General features: G+C 39.5%; 9 protein-coding genes and 1 tRNA gene. 2 read left to right on the top strand and 8 right to left on the bottom strand.

What is annotated here, in order from left to right:
* Positions 1-46: 46 nt before the first annotated feature.
* Positions 47-163: transfer RNA gene (locus ASU31_RS27415), tRNA-Asp, on the bottom strand.
* A gap of 156 nt (positions 164-319) precedes the next feature.
* Here ASU31_RS27415 and ASU31_RS08270 point away from each other — a divergent pair.
* Positions 320-796 (top strand): Lrp/AsnC ligand binding domain-containing protein, encoded by a 477-nt coding sequence (locus tag ASU31_RS08270; protein ID WP_025145395.1) that lies wholly within the window; start codon positions 320-322, stop codon positions 794-796.
* Between the two features lie 537 nt (positions 797-1,333).
* Here ASU31_RS08270 and feoB read toward each other — a convergent pair.
* The 6 genes from feoB to gcvH all read right to left on the bottom strand — a co-directional run bounded on the left by feoB (position 1,334) and on the right by gcvH (position 10,636).
* Positions 1,334-3,442, bottom strand: a complete 2,109-nt coding sequence (gene feoB, locus ASU31_RS08275) for a ferrous iron transport protein B (protein WP_083505308.1) — start codon at positions 3,440-3,442, stop codon at positions 1,334-1,336.
* 11 nt (positions 3,443-3,453) lie between these two features.
* Positions 3,454-3,669 carry a FeoA family protein gene (locus tag ASU31_RS08280; protein ID WP_055913318.1) on the bottom strand — a complete coding sequence of 72 codons (216 nt, stop codon included), beginning with the start codon at positions 3,667-3,669 and terminating at the stop codon, positions 3,454-3,456.
* Positions 3,670-3,766: 97 nt separating this feature from the next.
* The gene (locus tag ASU31_RS08285) at positions 3,767-6,538 is read right to left on the bottom strand and encodes an outer membrane beta-barrel family protein (protein WP_057931881.1); all 2,772 of its coding nucleotides are present in this window, start codon (positions 6,536-6,538) and stop codon (positions 3,767-3,769) included.
* Between the two features lie 232 nt (positions 6,539-6,770).
* Complete coding sequence (locus tag ASU31_RS08290; protein WP_057931882.1) at positions 6,771-9,581, bottom strand: outer membrane beta-barrel family protein; 2,811 nt, start codon at positions 9,579-9,581, stop codon at positions 6,771-6,773.
* A 262-nt stretch (positions 9,582-9,843) separates the two neighbouring features.
* Complete coding sequence (locus tag ASU31_RS08295) at positions 9,844-10,245, bottom strand: VanZ family protein (RefSeq protein WP_057931883.1); 402 nt, start codon at positions 10,243-10,245, stop codon at positions 9,844-9,846.
* Positions 10,246-10,255: 10 nt separating this feature from the next.
* On the bottom strand, positions 10,256-10,636 hold the full coding sequence (gene gcvH / locus ASU31_RS08300; RefSeq protein ID WP_057931884.1) for a glycine cleavage system protein GcvH: 381 nt from the start codon (positions 10,634-10,636) through the stop codon (positions 10,256-10,258).
* A 249-nt stretch (positions 10,637-10,885) separates the two neighbouring features.
* Here gcvH and ASU31_RS08305 point away from each other — a divergent pair, with 249 nt between their 5' ends.
* A complete protein-coding gene (locus ASU31_RS08305; RefSeq protein WP_057931885.1) occupies positions 10,886-11,302 on the top strand; it encodes a hypothetical protein in 417 nt (138 codons plus the stop codon).
* 12 nt (positions 11,303-11,314) lie between these two features.
* Here the strand turns inward: ASU31_RS08305 and sov are convergent, their stop codons facing one another.
* Positions 11,315-18,514 carry a T9SS outer membrane translocon Sov/SprA gene (gene sov, locus ASU31_RS08310; protein WP_057931886.1) on the bottom strand — a complete coding sequence of 2,400 codons (7,200 nt, stop codon included), beginning with the start codon at positions 18,512-18,514 and terminating at the stop codon, positions 11,315-11,317.
* Positions 18,515-18,522 lie beyond the last annotated feature (8 nt).

The raw sequence follows: 18,522 nt of genomic DNA on the forward strand, positions 1-18,522 counted from the left end.
CCAATTTTCAGTTTTTAAACTGCCAACTCTAAATTGCCAACTGAACTGGCTGTAGGGGAAGGAATCGAACCTTCAAGGAGTGGTTAGTACCGAAACCGGTATATTCCCATTATTCTCCGCCACCGAGACAAGGAGGTGTGTCTGCCTGTTTCACCACCCTACATTATGTTATGCAATTTTGAAAGAACGTTTCCTTTTTGTTAATTGCTTGATACAAATGTAAAGGAACAACCAATACCTTGCAAATATTTTAAACATTTAATTTTATTTTTATAATATTGATAAATATTCGTAAATTAGCTTATCATAATTCAAAAATATGCTTAAAAAAGACAATTCCAATTTAGAAATTGACAACCTCGACATCGATATATTGAAACAATTGATGCAGGATGCCACTAAACCTTATACAGAAATCGCTAAAGATCTGATTGTTTCGGGCGGAACGATACACGTTAGGATGAAGAAACTACAGGAAATGGGGATTATTAAGGGCTCGCACCTAATCATTGATCCTCAGAAAGCTGGATATGATATTTGTGCCTTTTTGGGTATTTACCTGGAGAAAGGAATCCAGTATAAAGATGCAGTTGCGCAATTGAGCAAAATTAAAGAAGTAGTAGAATTGCATTATACTACCGGTGCCTACAGTATGTTTGCCAAAATTATCTGCAGGGATACCAATCATCTACGCCACGTTTTAAACGAAGAAATACAGGCCGTGAACGGTATTCAGCGTACGGAGACTTTAATCTCGTTAGAAGAGAGCATTAAGCGTCAGATTGAGTTGGGGTAAGACTAAAGGTGAAAGACTAAAGCAAAAGGATGTTATTAGAGCACCAAGCTTAAATGGCCTTAATGCCTTATATGGTAAAACGCTTTTAATTATTCTTATAATTATTGGGAAATGAACGCTCAGTGGGATTTCGGAAACAGCAGTCCCGTTATTCGCTAATTCCGATGAAAAATCGGAACCGCTACTACCGGGTTTAGGAACAAGGGTTTGTGCAATAAATAGCAATTTGCCTATTGGCCCTTCGACTATGCTCAGGATGACAAACGCAATAACCTGTTCAAGATAAGGACTCGGAGAAGGGCACATATACTCCTAGACAAAAATAGTACTACCTAACGGGCCACCTAGACCCGATCCGATAGCTATCGGATGGAGTGAACACGAAACCGTAGGCAAAGTAAAACGAAAAGCGGGAAGAAACCCAAATAAGTTATACTGGCGCTGCCCTCCTAACCTCAATAATCATATTTATAACGAGGCCATTCGACTACGCTTAGGGTGACAATCTGAAAAAGGATAGCGCTAAGTATTGGTAAACTACTTCAGCAGCTGATAAGCAATAAGCGCGGCAACATAGGCCATAGCCGTCATGTAAGCCAATTGGATAACCGGCCATTTCCAGCCTTTAGTTTCTCGGTATACAATAGCAACCGTGCTCATACATTGCATAGCAAAAGCATAAAAAAGCATTAATGAAATGCCAGTAGCAAAAGTATACACAGGTAAACCCGTACGGCTGTTAACCGAGGCCGACATGCGCTCTCTAATGGTGCCTGTATCCTCATCACCGCCATCAACACTATAAATGGTGGCCATAGTACCTACAAAGGCTTCGCGGGCGGCAAAAGAGGTAATTAAACCAATACCTATCTTCCAATCGTAACCCAGAGGGCGGATGGCAGGCTCAATCCAATGGCCAAGGATACCTACATAAGAGTTTTCTAACTTCTCTGTAGCCACTATGGTTTTAATGTGATCTGTATTTTTTGTGGTATCGGCCAAAGCGGTTTCGTATTTTTTATCGATACTTTCGAAACGGTTTCCCGGCCCGAAAGAGGCCATTACCCAAAGGATGATGGAAATGGCGATGATTACCTTACCCGCTTCGAAAACAAAGGTTTTTGATTTCTCATACATGGTGTAGAACACATTTTTCCACCTTGGCATGCGGTAAACAGGCAACTCCATAATAAAATAAGACCTTTCTTTGGTTTTAATAATGAATTTCATTACCCAAGCCACCAATACCGCAGCAATAATACCTACCAGGTACATCACCATCAGCGCCAGTCCCTGCAGGTTAAAAACACCTAAAACGGTTTGAGAAGGAATAATTAACGAAATGATTAAAATATATACCGGAAGCCTTGCCGAACAGCTTACCAATGGGGTAACCATGATGGTAATCATCCTGTCTTTCCAGTTTTCGATATTTCTGGCAGCCATAATAGATGGAACTGCACAGGCTAAACCACCGATCATCGGCACCACCGATTTACCGTTAAGGCCAACCTTGCTCATAATTTTATCCATCATAAAGGTAACACGGGCCATATAGCCGGTATCTTCTAAAATGGATATAAAGGCAAAAAGGATTGCAATCTGTGGAATAAACACGAATATACCACCTAGCCCGGCAACAACACCGTCCAATAACAGATCGGTAAGCATGCCTGCCGGCAAATATTCGTGACCGATACCCGTAATAAAACCAAAACCAGTCTCAATCCAGTCCATTGGATAGGATGACCAGGCAAATATGGCATTGAAAATAACAAATAGAATCAGCAAGAAAATGGCAAATCCCCATACCTTATGAGTTAAAATAGCATCTAATTTATCACTGAAAGAAAACTTCTTTTCGGTCCCCTTGTCAACAATCACATCAGATAAAATAGTACTGAGGTGTTTGTATCTGGCAATGGTTTCTGCAGCCTGAATTTTTGAAGATTCGAAATGGTGCGACTGCTCTATATTTTCAATTTCTTCTTGTTCCTTTTCGGTAAAGAAAGTTAAATGCTCATGCTGGTGCAAAACCTGTAGCGCATAATAATCGTTATCAGAATTAAGTTTTGATTTTATGGCGTTAATAGCTTCAGGAGCAAGGAAATTTACATCTACATCCTGCAACTGTGTGGCAATTTTATTGGTATTGGCAATGGCTTGTTTTAGTTTGTCAATCCCAATATTGTTTCGTGCTGAAATGGGAACCACCTGAACGCCCAGTTTCTCTGCAAGTTTATCCAGATTGATCTCGATCCCTTGTTTAGCCGAAAGATCGATCATATTCAGAGCCAAAATCATAGGAATGCCTAAATCTGCCACTTGCGAATACAAAAGCATATTGCGCTTTAAATTGGAAGCATCGGCAATGAGGACAATAACATCAGGATGGCTATTGTTTTTCTTATCGGCAAGCACTTGAAAAACGATGCTTTCATCAGCACTTTTCGGATATAAACTATAGGTTCCGGGTAAATCTATTATTTCGGCTTCTTTGTCACTGGCAAGTTTTGTAAAACCTGTTTTCTTATCAACAGTGATGCCTGGAAAATTTCCGATTTTTTGATTTAATCCTGTTAAACGATTAAATAAAGTAGATTTACCTGTATTGGGATTACCAACTAACGCAACTTTAATATCCAAACCCAGCTTTTTTATTGAATAATGATAACATCGGCTTCGCTTTTACGCAAGCAAAGCTGATAACCAGCAACACGGATCGCCATTGGATCGCCCAGAGGAGCAAAACGCTCTACCTCTACCACTTCCCCCGGCAAGCAGCCCATCTCCATTAACTTTACAGACATATCTAAATCTGTAAAAGCTACAATTGTTCCTTTTTCTCCAACTTTTAGGTGCGACAGCTTCATGTGCTAAATTTGGCGCAAGTTAACCTTTCTTTAGATTTATTCCAAATAAGATAATGATGTGTGGTATATAAATTACACAGCTTTACCCTAAAATGATCTAGTTCCGCTGTCTGCCTCCGCCAAAGCCGCCACCACCATTACCGCCATGGCTCCTGCCGCCTTCTTCGCCTCCCCTGATGCGGTTTTTACCCCCCATACGGTTTAAGGAATAGGTAAACGAAAACATAAAATAACGCTTCAATACGTTGTAACTTACATCCTGAATGGTGTTGTTATTGGCAGTACGGCTTACGCCTTGGTTTTCGTTCAACAGATCGTTTACCGCCGCTTTAAAGGTTCCCCTGTTTTTGAAAAACTGTTTGCTGATGTAAGAATTTACGAGTGTAAAATGTGTATCAAAACCCTCTCCTCTTCCGGTATTCTGGTTATAATCGGCATCTATTGCCCAGCGGATATTTCCCGGGAACAAATAGCTTACACTTATATTCGGGCTGAAGGTATAATAGCGTGTATTAGAATTAGGTTGAACCGAGTAAGTTGCACGGTTAATCGAACCATTTAAACCAGCTGTTAAATCGAGCTTATCTAAATTGGAAACCAAGCGGTAACCATTGGTAATAGACCAGCTATTGGTAATATTTTTTAAAGAATTGGTAAAGTTTACATCCCTATCATAACTACCACTAACATTGATATGGAAATTCAGCTTATTCTCGGCCATAATCGGCAAACTTAATGAAGAGGAAATAGCCCCTGAGTAAACACCGCTTACATTCACCGGAGTAATGGCCAGTTTCCCCTGGTCTTCGCCACTTTGAATTAAGCTACTGCTATTTGCAATCCGGTTAGCGGTTTGGGTCAGGTTTAAATTCACGAATAACGATCTGTTTTTTCCGACAGTGAATGTATTGTAGGCTACGCGAAGGGTATTATTGAATTCGGGTTTCAGATCCGGGTTACCTACAGGAACGCTTTGTGTATTGGTATTGTTCCGGATTGGCTGCAACTGCTGAATGGTTGGCTGGTTTGTACTGCCCCTATAGTTAAACACCAGGCGTTTGCTGTTGCTAAAATTATACCTGAACATGGCTGAAGGTGTATAGTTGAAAACGTTCTGCTTGAGTACAAATCCCTTGCTGATATTGTTATTTGTGCGATCAGTGTTCTGAACCGCCATGCCCACATTCCAGTTGTATTTTTTCGCCATTTTATTAAAGCTAAAACCCGCCGAGTTGGTTAAAATGGTATTTTCATAGGCATTGCTGAAAGTTTCATCCAACAGATCGTACTGTAAGGTAGCTGGATTGAAATTATAGGTAAAACGATCGGATGTATTGTGGTTATAACCATTCTGATAATTAAACTCTAAGCTCAAGGTTTTATCCAGGGGCTCTGTATATACCAATCTTGTATTCTGACTGAGAGACTCGCTCTCCTGATCGTTAAATTGATTGGTTAATTTTGGAGTCCGCACGCCTGCACTATCTTTTAACTCAGGGTTATTGTTGTAATTATCAGCGTCGTTACTGTTGATATTGGTACTGAAATTTAACGATAACGTTCTTCCCCTGCGCATAAATTTTTTACGCAATAAAATGTTGTTGCTGATGGATGGTGCAGTATTGTGATTTCTTAACGATTGTGATCCGGTAATCATATACTTATTAAAATCGCGGGTATAGGTGCTGTTGTTCAGGCTCTCGTTATCGGTATAACTTAAATTTGGCTGTATCCGAAGTGAGGTCAATGAATCAATCTTGGTATCGACCATAAAGTTTAAGCGGTGATTTAACCGATCGGAATTATTGACCTGATTGTTATTAAAAACCGTAGTTTCATTACCCAATAAATTTTGCCTTACACTATTCGACAGGATAAGGTTATCAGATTTATTAACGAAATAACTCAGGCTAACTTCGGTTTGATCGGAATATTCATCCGAAAAATTAAACCCACCAGCTTTGGTATCGGTAATTCCGCCCCGGCCACCATTACTGCCGCCATTCCCTCCACCTAAGCCACCGCCAAAGTTTTGTTTGTTTACATTGTTGAACTGTGCAATTATACTTAAGCGTTTATCCTGATTAAAATGGTTAATGTTCGCATTTACATCGTAACGGTCGTTAGATCCATACCCCCCTGTACTATTTCCGAAATAACCGTTTTTCTTATCCTTTCTGGTGGTGATATTAATAATTTTGGTTCTCGAGCCATCATCGATTCCGGTAAACTGCGCCTGATCTGACAGTTCATCAATAATCTGGATTTTATCGATCATATCAGCCGGAAGGTTTTTAGTGGCCAATAAAGGATCGTTCCCAAAAAACTCTTTACCATCTACTTTAACTTTTGTAATGGTTTCGCCCTGGGCTTTTACTGTTCCGGCCTTATCTACCTCTACTCCTGGTAATTTCTTTAACAGATCCTCAACTACAGCATTCTCTACTACTTTAAATGAGCTTGCATTAAACTCAAGGGTATCCTTTTTTACCACAATTGGCGGAATTTCTGCTTTAATATCAACCGTTTGAAGATCTATTGCGCCACCTTCTAAAACAATATCGCCCAGGATGACATCAAGTTTATCTGTTGAGATGGTAAAATCTTTAGTGGTATTTTTTAAGCCTAAAAATGCAGCATATAACTTGTAACTGCCGGGTTTTAACCCCTTGAGAACAAATTTTCCATCTTCTGTTGTGCTCACTGCACCAACCATACTAGAATCGGTTAAGTTTTTAACCGCTATAGAGGCATAATCAATTGGTTTTTTATCTTTTGATTGGATAACCCGTCCGCTAACTGAACCCGTTTTCTGGGCGTAAACATAAAAAGATGATAAAATTAGAAGGAGCGTAAAAATTCGTTTCATTCGGTTAGTTTGGTTTATAGCATAGAGACTATCGACTTTTATAAAGGTTTATTTTTACTTAGGTAACATTTGAAATACATAAATGTCAACAATACATTTAATCATAAAACCTGATGGCTATAAAACAGAAAAGTCCCGGTTAAAACCGAGACTTTTCTAAAGTAAAATCGTCATTTCGACTGGAGTATAACGAAATGGCAATATATCGAAGAAGACAGATTACAGCAAAGTATTACATTCTTATGCGCTGGCCGCCACCGCCGCCACGTTGACCTGGCATCTGCATATCTCCGCCCATATTTCTTCCACCAATACGGGTTAAAGAATAAGTGAACGACAACATGTAATAACGTTTTAATACATTGGATGTTAAATCGACTATTGAAGTGCCTGTAGCAGTTCTGCTTACGCCGGTGTTCTGGTTAAGCGCATCGTTTACAGAAAACTTGAAAGTTCCCCTGTTTTTAAAAAACTGACGACTGATGTAAGGATTAAGAATGGTGTATTCCTGGTTAAATTGATCGCCGCCACCAAAGTTCCTAAAATAATCTATATCGATTGCTAACCTGATACTGGCTGGCAATACATAACTCACATCAATACTTGGGTTAATGGTATAATACTGCGTATTGGATGATGACCTGGCAGAAAAAGTAGAATTGGTATAGCTACCGGTTATACCTCCTGTTAAATCGAATTTATCAACATTGGTAACCAATTTATAACCATTTGAAATGGTATAACTGTTGGTCACATTTTTTACCAGTTCGGAGCTTTCTTGGTCCGCAATAAAATTCACATTTCTGTTATATGATCCGTTTCCAGAAATATTCAGTGTTAACTTACGTTCTGCCATTAAAGGCAGAGACCATGTTGCATTGGCATTACCTGCATAAACACCATCAACATTGATGTAACTTACCTGTTGAACACCTCCTGACAAAGGCACAACAGTATTTCCAATGGCGTTAAATGTTTGGGTAAGGTTTAAACCAGCAAAGAAGAACCTGCCATTTTCGATATTAAAGTTGTTGAAGTTGATCCTCAACTGGTTATTGAAAGAAGGTTTTAAAGCCGGATTACCTACATAACGCGTTTGAGAGTTGGTATTATCCAGAATCGGCTGGATCTGATCGATACTCGGCTGTGAGGTAGAACCGCGGTAGTTAATAAACAAACGTTTACGGTTACTAAAGTTATACCTGAACTGTGCAGAAGGGGTAATATTAATAAAATTCTGCGTGCGTTTTAATCCTGTAGTTAAATTGGTGTTTACCCTGTTAGTCTGCTGTGCAGCAACACCGATGTTCCAGTTGTATTTTTTCTCGGTAGTGGTTAAGCTTACACCTGCCGCATTGGTTAAGGTACGGTTGTTATAAATATTAGAAAAGGTATTATCCACCAGATCGTATTGCAGGGTTAAGGGATTGTAATTAAACACATCTCTATGCGAATCGCTATTCGAATAACCATTCTGATAATTAAACTCAACGCTTAAGGTTTTGTTTAAAGGCTCGGTATATACCGCCCTTGTGGTATTACTTATCGAATGACTATTGGTATTATTTAATTGATTGGTAATGGTGTCTCTTGTTGCTGTACCTTCCGTAATTTTATCATCTCTATAGTTAAGGTTTGTACCGTCATTATCGTTTATGCTGGTGTTCACATTCAATGATAACGTACGGCCTCTGCGTTTAAAGCTTTTGCGGATCAGTAAATTATTGCTAAAGCTAGGTGTAGCAGCAGTTGTGGTATTCCTTTGCGTACCAACCGTTGAGCCGTCATCAAGCGTTCTTGTATAACTATTCAAATTGTTGCCATCGGTTTCGGTATAGGCCAGGTTCGGCTGTATTTTAATTGATAAAGATGGGTCTATCTTGGTATCAACCATGAAATTAAAACGGTGGTTAATCCGATCAGAATTATTATTTATATCTTCAGCAATATTATTAGTAGCCCCAGCAAGGTTTTGGGTGTTGGAGTTTTGAATACTTTCGGAAGTTGCCTTGTTAAAGAAATAACTGGCCTGAAACTGTGTACCATCTTTATAGGTATCGGCAAAGTTTAAACCTGCTGCATTGGTATTGGTGATACCACCGCTTCCGCCAGAGCTACTTCCGCCACCGCCGCCAAAACCACCGCCTCCACGACCACCTCCGCCTCCAAATCCGTTGCCTACACCACCGCCCTGACCAAAGTTTTGCTTGTTCACGTTGTTAAACTGGCCGATAAAACTGATCTGCCTGTCTTCATCAAACTTATTAACATTCAAACTTGCATCATAACGGTCATCAGAACCGTAGCCTGCCGTACTGTTTCCAAAATAACCATGTTTCATGCCGCTTTTGGTTGTAATGTTCAGGATTTTATTTCTTGTTCCGTCATCAATACCGGTAAACTGGGCCTGCTCGGAAAGCTCGTCGATTACCTGAATTTTATCAACCATATCGGCTGGTAAATTTTTGGTAGCCAATAATGGATCATTTCCAAAAAATTCTTTCCCATCCACTTTTACTTTGGTAATGGTTTCACCCTGGGCTTTAATACTTCCATCTTTTGCCACCTCTACGCCTGGTACTTTCTTTAATAAATCTTCTACAACTGCGTTTTCGCGTACTTTGATAGATTTGGCATCAAATTCAATGGTATCTTTCTTTACCACAATTGGAATGGTTGCGGTAACATTAACATCTTTTAAATCAACACCGTCATCGCTCATGGCAATTTCGCCGGCATTTACTGCTGCTTTAGCCACTTCTATATCTTTAGTAGCTGTTTTTAAACCTAAAAAGGCGGAGTAGATTCTATATTTACCTGGGGCAATGCTCTTAAAACTAAAAGATCCATCTGGATTGGTTTGACCTGAGGCCACAACACTCGAATCTTTTAAGCTTTTAACTGCTATTGTAGCAAAATCAACCGGCTTTTTATCTTTCGCGTTAATTACTTTACCGCTTATTGAGCCAGTATTTTGAGCCTGGGCAATATATCCACAAAATAGGAGCACAATGAATATTGCCCGCTGAACGTTTTTTTTCATCAAAAAAATTAGATATTATAATACAAAACTAAGCTATCAGACTAGGGAAAGGCGCAAAGGTTTGTTAAGGTGTGTTAAAAGCTTGGTAACATTTTAAATACAGCTTTTTAGCAAGGCTATCAGACCTAAAAGGAAAGTCGATCGGAAGGGGGATTATTTTTGTGGTGAAGGGTAGCTTTTATAATATACTTTAGGGCAGTTACAGTTCTTTTTAAAAATACTGCATCCGCTTAAAGCTATAGCCACAATTACACAGATGATGCTAACTTTCGTTTTCATTGAAATTTAATTTATGAAGCAATACATAACTAAAAACTGCCATAGACGCACCTAACATGTCGCAGCCAAAATCCCACCATTCTGCAGATCGGTAGGTAAAAACTTTCCATTGTAACAGTTCAATTCCGCCTCCAAGTACCGCATTGATGAGTAAAATCTTAAAAATGGTTAATGTTCTGAAAGCAAAGGTATGCTGATATCTTATTTTCCCGTAGAAGAGTAATACCGATAAGACAAAGAAAAAACCCATGTGGGTCATTTTGTCAAAGCCTTTAAAGAAAAAACCGCTTCCACCTACAGAATCGGAAATTTCCATATTACAAAGCACTAAAACTACGATGGTCCATAGAACGGCCCATTTTTGTTGTTTCAGTGCTTTGTACAAAATATAATAATTAAGCGCCTACCAATTCCTGGTATGCTTCTGCAGTTAATAAATTTTCAACCTCAGCTAAATCAGCTAAAGATACTTTTACCATCCAACCTTTTCCGTAAGGATCAGAATTTACCAATTCTGGATTGTCATTTAGTTCAGCATTAACTTCTAATACCGTTCCAGTAACCGGCATATATAAATCAGACACGGTTTTAACAGCTTCTACAGTACCAAAAACTTCTTCTTTTGCTACTTCGCTGCCTACAGTATTGATATCAACATAAACAATATCACCTAATTCGCGCTGAGCGAAATCAGTAACACCGATAATAGCTTCGTTACCTTCAACTTTAACCCACTCGTGGTCTTTAGTGTATTTTAATTCTGATGGAAAATTCATGTTTTGTAAGTTATGAATATAAGTTATATTAATTTTCTTGTTTTATTAAGCTTGTATGGATTAAACGTTTCTCAGCGTTTACCCGCCAAAAATACAATTTAGTTTAACATATCGCAATGGCTGGCAAATTAACTTATCGTAAAAGGTTTAATCTTGCTTTTCGCGCACAACTTCCCGCACAGGCAATTGTACAGATAAACAGATTCAAAGAATAATATATTATATTCACGAAACAAATTAACCCTCAACATGAAACCTGCACGAATTTACACATTGAAAGTATGCATTGCAACATTGATTGTTTCTGTTCCGGTAACAATGGCACTTGGATTTGGCTATATCGGATTGATCAGGCTCATCAACCCACCGAACTGGATGTTTAATTTTAGCCTTCCTTTCAAGCGGGTATTTATCTTTGTAGCCATCCTTGCCACAATGATCATGTTTGAAAGCTACCTGGTCAAAAAAATGGGTTATAAGAGATTGATCAACGATAGGCCGGTAGCCCACTCGATTGTAATCTTCCTCTTTTATCTGATTGCCAGCGGAAGCATTTACCCAATGACTTTTGATCATTTATTATTTAGCTATGTCCCTATGTTCTTAACGGCATACGTATTTAGCAGAATATTCTCAGCACAAAAGCACAAGCCTTTACCTGCCTAAGCCACTTATTTATTAATTCAGCGTAAACCTTAAACTAAATCCGAAATTACTGAAAGAAGTATTAAAGGTTTGTGAAGTATATGGCTTTGTAATATTCGAATCATAAAACAATTTGATATTAAATTTCTGATTCAACACATAATCTACACTTGGCCTTAATGTAATGTTCTTTGCTCCTGAAGAAACTTCGGCTTCGGTTACATCAGCCCGATAAATAACGGTTTTATTGTCGCGGATAGCTACATCCAATTTGAAATCCATGTTGTTATCCATTTTCAGGCTTTTAAACCATCCAAATGGGAAACGGAATTTATTGGTACGGTAGCCCAATCCTAAAACCATATTGTTTTCTGATAGCTGTGCCAATTGGCTATTTGATAAACTTAATCCCAATAAACGTGAACGGTTTAATTCGAAAGAAGCGGTCAGGTTATTTTTAAACCTGGTATCAACGCCAACCAAGGGAGAAAAATATTCGGAAATGGTTACCTGAGCAAACTGGTATTCCGGTAAAAAGTTATTATTCACATCTCTGCTGCTAACCGCACCATTGGTTTCCTGATAGCGCAATAATGAGTTAAAGCCATTAATATTATAGGCAGAGCGGTAGCCGTGTCTGATATCGACAGACGAAAACTTATCGGCGATAAAAGGAATACGTGTTAAACCGCTATAGGTTAAACTCCAGTTTGGAAGTGGAATTTTAGGGAAGGCATTCATTTTCGTTTTCCCGGCATCTTTGCCCGAATAAGCTGCCATAAAAGCAGAAATAATTACATCCTGACTTTCTTTACCATAACCATCGGCATAACTGCCGTTTACGCCCCCTGAATTCGGATTCTGAGCACCCAATCTTCGAGAAATAATGATCCGATTGGCCATAAACTGGTTAAACAGACCCGAAATTACCGTTGAGTTATTTTCTTTGAAAGCCGTACCCAGAGCAATATACGATACGCTATAATCGCCCGTGGTAATGGCACTTAAGTTTTCGAATGATGATACGCTGGCTACATACCTGAAATTGGTAGAAAAGTTTCTTGTTTGCGCCTTATTGGCCTTTAGCGTAATCCGTAAATCTTTAAACGGCTCTACCTGCCCGGTAAGCTGAAAATCTTCTCTGAGCGTGTTTACATATAACTGGTTCTGTAAGGTATCGGTAGTTAGCCATCCATTGTTTAATGCCATATCGCGAATATCGCGCTGACTTCCGAAAGCAAAACCCAAACCTGGTGCCCCAGTTGCATTATCGATACCAAAATACTTGGTGGTTGGCAGATAGCCCGGCAAGAAAATACCTTTGGTTTGTACAAAGCTGGCATTAACGTTTTTTACACTCGTTAATAGATTAATAAAAAATGTCTTAGCACCACTTGCTTCCTGATCGTTGCCTGCCTTTCTGATAAAACCAAACTTGTTGTATAAAGTAGTTAGGTTTAAGGTTGGGTTTACCTGTACCGTTCTGCTGTTCTGTACCGTATTACCCAAATTAATATTCGGATCACGTAAAGTAGAAAGCGGCTCAGTTTGCCAGTTAAAGTTGGTACCATAACGGGTTTTTACAGTAATCCAGTTTAGTCCTGGTATTTTATCAATTGGCAGGTTATAGGTAACGTTTAAATTATGGTTATAATCGGTTGTACGCCCTAAACGTTTTAAGTTTTGCCAAACAGTATCGCGTTTTAAACCGTCAAGTCTTCCATCCGGTTCATCAATGATCGAATAATTTGTGGCATTAAAATCTAACTGTAACGAACGGGTAAGGTTCCAGGCGATACCATAAATCCTGCTCATGGTAAAATTTTTGTTGAAGGTGGTACCGTAGCCACTCTGGTAAACCCCGATAGTATTATTCGGATCGTTATTCCGTAAGGTATTTTCTGAATATAAACGGTCTACATCAATCCTGAAATTAATGGCGCTTGGAAAAATGCTGAAGTTAAAATCCTTCAGTAAAGCCAGCATGTTCGATTTAATGATCTTTTCAAACGGTGCTATTGTTTTGGCTTCTCTAGAATAACTGTACTGTAACGATGCCCTATAGGTATTCTGAATACTGCTCTGATTAATAAAATCTCGATGATTGTATTGAGTATAAGCGTAACTAGCAGCAAAATTTTCAATATCCCAAAGGCGGACAGGTTTACTGTTATTGGTCCGTTCTTTTCTAACGTTGGTAAAGTTGATGCCTCTTCTAACGGTATAATCCTGTGCGAAGTTTAAAATCGAATCTTTTTGTTCTTTCGTTGATTGGTTTAATGCATTTTTCAGCTCGATATCCGGAGTGCGAGGATTGTACTGTGGAGTAGAAACCTGTTTAGAGTAGCTTACAAACATTGGGATTTTTACACCCGATTTTTGCGGCAGGAACTTACCTAATTCCATGGCAGAAGAAACATCAAGCAATACATTATCCGCACGGTTCCGTTCACTTACTTTCGAATCGATAGATCCGAACCCGATGGTAGATTTACTCCCAGAAATATTTACATCTGCAAAATCAGCCAATTTTAAGTTCAATCTTCCGGTAGCTGCCCAACCGCCTTTTTCGTCAAATTCAGTTAACCTCAATTCGTTAAACCAAACCAGCGCATTTTTATCAAGGCCATCATCGTTGCGTTGGTCACTGGCGGCACGCAGCGGATTTTTAATCCCCACCATATACACCCTAACCTTACTCATATCAGGCTGCCCTTTAACTATAATGGTTCTTGTTCCATCGGTATAGGTAAATGGAACATTTGTAGGCCATGGTTGTCCGTTGGCTTGTTTAGCTACGTTACGGGCGAGCTTGGCATTTTGGAAAAGTGTTAAATCAATATCCATTCTATTGGCTTCTGGCCAAATGGCATCAGGATCGCTTGTACCTGGATTGGTTACCTTTAACGGAATTACATATTCATAATAGTTATCCTGGTTATCGGTTCCGATTCTTAAGAATGCGGCAACATCATTGTCATTTAATATTTGATTATTAACAGCCTCGGCATGAATAAACATTTCCAAATGTTTGTAAGATCTGAAATCGCTGTAGGCTGTTTTAAATGCAGCTCTACCATAGCCATCTCTTAACGATTTTACAATAACCGATAGCGATTGCTCATTTAAACGTGTATCGCCACGATAGTTGCTATAGTCGCGCTCGCGAAGAATGCCCGGAGGTGTAACATATGGAATCGGTGAACGTTTTCCATTTTCTTCAATGTTTACTGTCGAAACTTCAATAGTAGAATTATCAGGGGTAAGTGCAGGCAACGATGGGTCTACAATTACCTGTGCAGCTTGATTGGAAGCATTATACTCTCTCCACTCCCCACGGATTAACTGCAACTTTGCAAAACGCATCACAGCAGTATCAGCGAAATTGGTCATAAACATCCTGAAGAAACGGATCGATTTAAAATCCTGGATCCCGCCTACTTTCTCCTGGTACTGACCTATTGGGATTCTGAATTGATACCATGAAACGGCCTGGGTATTTCCATTGGCCAATTTTACCTGCGAGGTAACCTTATCGGTAATAAAGTTCTGACCAACATTTAAATCTCCCGGACGGATCGAAACTTTATACTGAAAATACTCATCACTTTGCGTCATGTTATTATCGCGGTTGATGTCTTCCCCATCGGGCAAAGAAGTAGATGCAGAGTTTTCAAGTCCTAATTCTTCTTGCGATTGTTGCGAAGTTTTAGAGTTCCCTTCAGTACCGTTATATTTTTCGTAGCGTTTAAGAATACCCGCATTGATCTGATCTAATGCCGGCCCCCTGAAATAAGTATAATTATCTGATGATGGATCGGCATCGAGCGCGGCAGAAGCGGTGGCATTTAACTGCGATTTAATCTGTGTAATTGCCGCTGCAAATTTTACTTTTTCATCAGCATCTGATAATCCATCCAAACCTACATCCTGTGCTCTACGCGAACTGGCATTGTTATCGAAAGCCTGTACAACGGGTTGCAATTTGGGTACACGGCCCCAAGCGGTTTCTTCGTATTTGCTTGGGTCGTTTGTGGCTGGAAGACCATTTTCTAACGATTTCCGGCCATCCTTAAGAATATCTTCTGAGATATTTCCCAAGTTAAAATACATGTCGCCACCGGTAGAATTCGGCTTATAGATGAATGGATCCATTACCCAAAACTCAATAAAGCCCACATTTAAGGCTTCAAAATCGTTGGTTTCGATTTTTCGTTGGAAACCTCCCCAATTATTTTTAGGTTGCAATAATGTTCCATCTGGCCTAAAGTCGGTAGTACGGAAATTATAAGGCCCTCTAACGGTTGGGTAATAGGCCACATCGAAAGTGGTAATGTTTAAGGCCTGCCCGGTTGCCGTTTCTTTAAACGGAAAAACCTCCTGCTCAATTACCTCTCTCACATAGTGATTGGAAAGTTCTCCCCGGTTGCCTCTGATATTGGCTGGAGTGGTAGATGCCGCCGAATTATAAAAAGTTGGGTCGATGTTATAAAATGCAATTCTTGCCCGATTATAACCATAAGATAGATCGTTGGATTTATCAAACTCTGAGAAAAGCTGTGGCGTACCCGACAGCTGCCAGGCAATGGCACTCTTTAAATCGATTACCGATCTGGATGCTTCGAAATCATCCAGGTAACTTACTCCGTTTTTACTGCCGGCAAAATTCAATGCCCTTGGATGTCCAGGAATCAATTGCGCAAATTCCCCATAAAACGTTACACTCGAAGGTGCTTTGGTTGAAATGAACGGAAGTTTATCAACCAGTTTTGTTAAAAATCTTGATGGCGAGCTGTAGTTAATATCTGCTCCCCAAATGGTATTTGAAATAGGCTCTTCGCCGATGTTTACCTTTTGGGTTAAAGGTTTCTCGGTCAGGTTCATGATGGTACCGCCAAGGTTTAGTTTATTGTTTACACGGTAATCTAAACGGGTTCCAAAAAGTGATCGTTGCTGCAGACCAAAGGTTTCACTGTTTTCAGTAGTGATCCTAATGGGTTGACCAGATACCAAAAGTGCCTGGTTGATGATGCTCACCCGACCGCCCTGATAATCGACAGTAAAATCTATCCCTTCAGTTAATGGCATCGTTCCTGCAAAAACCTTTACCGATCCTTCCGGAACGTTAATGGCATTTAAGCTAAATTCAGAAGAAATATCAGATTGATAATTTACCTTAATGGTGTACCTGTTCTGGTTTTGAAACAACTGCTTAGCAATGGTTTGTGTTGAATCGTAAAGCGCAGTAAAAGTATATTTATTGATCAAAGCCTGCTCACTTGGTAAAAACTTCGACGCTAAATCTTTACCAAATGGCTCAATCACAGGAAAAATAATCCTTCCATTTGCCGGATCGATGGTGATATAACCCGAATTGGTATTGGTAACTAACGAAGTTTGCCCATTGCTGCCTACACCGAACATACTGGCTTGATTGGCATTGCTTGCAGTAGAATAAGAACCAAAAGCATTATTTGCGGCTACAAAATCAAAAACTCCATCGGGCCTGCGTTCATTTTGCTGGTTCAAACGATCAAATTCGGTTAAGGCAATCCACTGCTTATTTGCAGTATTTTGTCCTTCAGTCATTACCGGGTTATCCACACCGGTTTCGTTATCGATACGGTAAATATCAAGTTTAAAATTCTGGCTGCTGATCTGGTACCCTCCGATAGAGTAAATATTTTTCATCATCAGATCCCATGTTGGCAGTTGGATCTTGGTGGTTTCGTTCTTTAACAATTTGGCATAAAGCACTTTTGGATTTGCCGCATCAAAAGAAACATCGGTAGAAAACTCACCAACCTGATACTCTACACCGTTATAGGTATAGCGGTAGGCAACAGCTAAAACCTCATCGGCATTTAGCGGGTTGTTCAGCGATAAATAACCCAGTTGCGGCTGAAAGGTAAACTCACGCTCGGTTAACTTTCTGGCATAAACCAATTTGGCAAAGTTATCTGTATTGCTGCTGTTAGCCGGCGTTGTCTGGAAGAAAGAAAGGACGGCGTTGGAATTTGTCTGTCTTATAGCACCGCCCTGATAAGCATTTAACTGCGAGATCAGGTTGTTTGACTGTTGCGGGAAACCCGTAGCGGTAGTTCCTGCCGGCAAACCAGAAGTTCCTCCGGTAATTAAATTATTGTTAAAAGGAACATTTTCACCCAAATCCATCAAACCCAATACATCTCTGGAATCAGTGGTATTACCTGCCTTATTGGTAATCCATACCTCAATTTTGGTAATCTGGATCGGAGAGGTGATAATAGGTGCGTTAGCGAGGTTTTTATTGTAGTTATTCCTAAAATATTGTGATAAAAAATAGTGTTTGTTGGCCTCGTAGCTATCAATATTTACCGTGGTGGTATTTTGTTGCGCCCCATTGGTAATTTTAATTTCCCGTGATTGAGATTTTTGTTGAGTGTAAACACTTGTTACGTTTAAACGCCCGAATTTTAATTGTGTTTTAATGCCAAAGAGTGCCTGGGTTCCGGTAATTAAAGAGGTATTTAAAGGCAAGCTTACATTACCCGCTTCAATTTTTTGGATAATATCATCAGGCCCGCCTGTATAATCGAGCTTAATCTGATTTTCAAAATCAAATTGGGCCTCGGTATTGTAATTGCTTTTGATTTTTAGTTTGGTTCCGATATTACCAACCAGATCCATCTGGATTCTTTGGTTAAAATCGAAATTGGTCTGTACCCTTTGTCTTTCGTTAAAAAGTGGGTTTTCATTCTTATTTACCCGGCCTAAAAAGGTGAGTTCTGCCTCTCCACGGGGTTGAATATCAATGGTTGTTCCACCAAATAATTTTTCGAAAGCTTTGCTGTTTACCTGGATCTGCGGAATAATGCCTGTGCTTCTGTAATCACTTACCTCTGCATTTGAAATGCTACGCCAGTTACCGCGTTTTATCTCACTGTTAACCAATCGCTGGTATTCATCAATGGTTAAGTATTGTGTGTTTAAAACAAATTTTTCGCCAATTAATTCCTTTACCACATAACGTTTATTCTTGGCATCGTATTCTACAACACGTTTTAAATTGCTAGGTGCCGGATAAAACGGATTAACGGCCGGACTAAGTCCTAAATGCTCTTTCTCGCGTAAACTAAAATTATTTTTTGGGGTAATAGTATCCGCTTTGCTTGGAACAACTTGAGAGAAGGCGTTTTGAGAAGCAATTAAGAAAAGAGGGATGAGAAACAGAAATGTAGATATTCTCTTCAAAGGCAGTA

The sequence above is a fragment of the Pedobacter ginsenosidimutans genome (genome assembly GCF_001442625.1).
In the GTDB taxonomy this organism is placed as follows: Bacteria; Bacteroidota; Bacteroidia; order Sphingobacteriales; family Sphingobacteriaceae; genus Pedobacter; species Pedobacter ginsenosidimutans.

What these genes read in the sequence shown, in the direction of transcription:
- ASU31_RS08270 (WP_025145395.1), top strand. Translation starts at nt 320, where the DNA reads ATGCTTAAAAAAGACAATTCCAATTTAGAAATTGACAACCTCGACATC.
- ASU31_RS08285 (WP_057931881.1), bottom strand. Translation starts at nt 6,538, where the DNA reads ATGAAACGAATTTTTACGCTCCTTCTAATTTTATCATCTTTTTATGTT.
- ASU31_RS08290 (WP_057931882.1), bottom strand. Translation starts at nt 9,581, where the DNA reads ATGAAAAAAAACGTTCAGCGGGCAATATTCATTGTGCTCCTATTTTGT.
- gcvH (WP_057931884.1), bottom strand. Translation starts at nt 10,636, where the DNA reads ATGAATTTTCCATCAGAATTAAAATACACTAAAGACCACGAGTGGGTT.
- ASU31_RS08305 (WP_057931885.1), top strand. Translation starts at nt 10,886, where the DNA reads ATGAAACCTGCACGAATTTACACATTGAAAGTATGCATTGCAACATTG.
- ASU31_RS08280 (WP_055913318.1), bottom strand. Translation starts at nt 3,669, where the DNA reads ATGAAGCTGTCGCACCTAAAAGTTGGAGAAAAAGGAACAATTGTAGCT.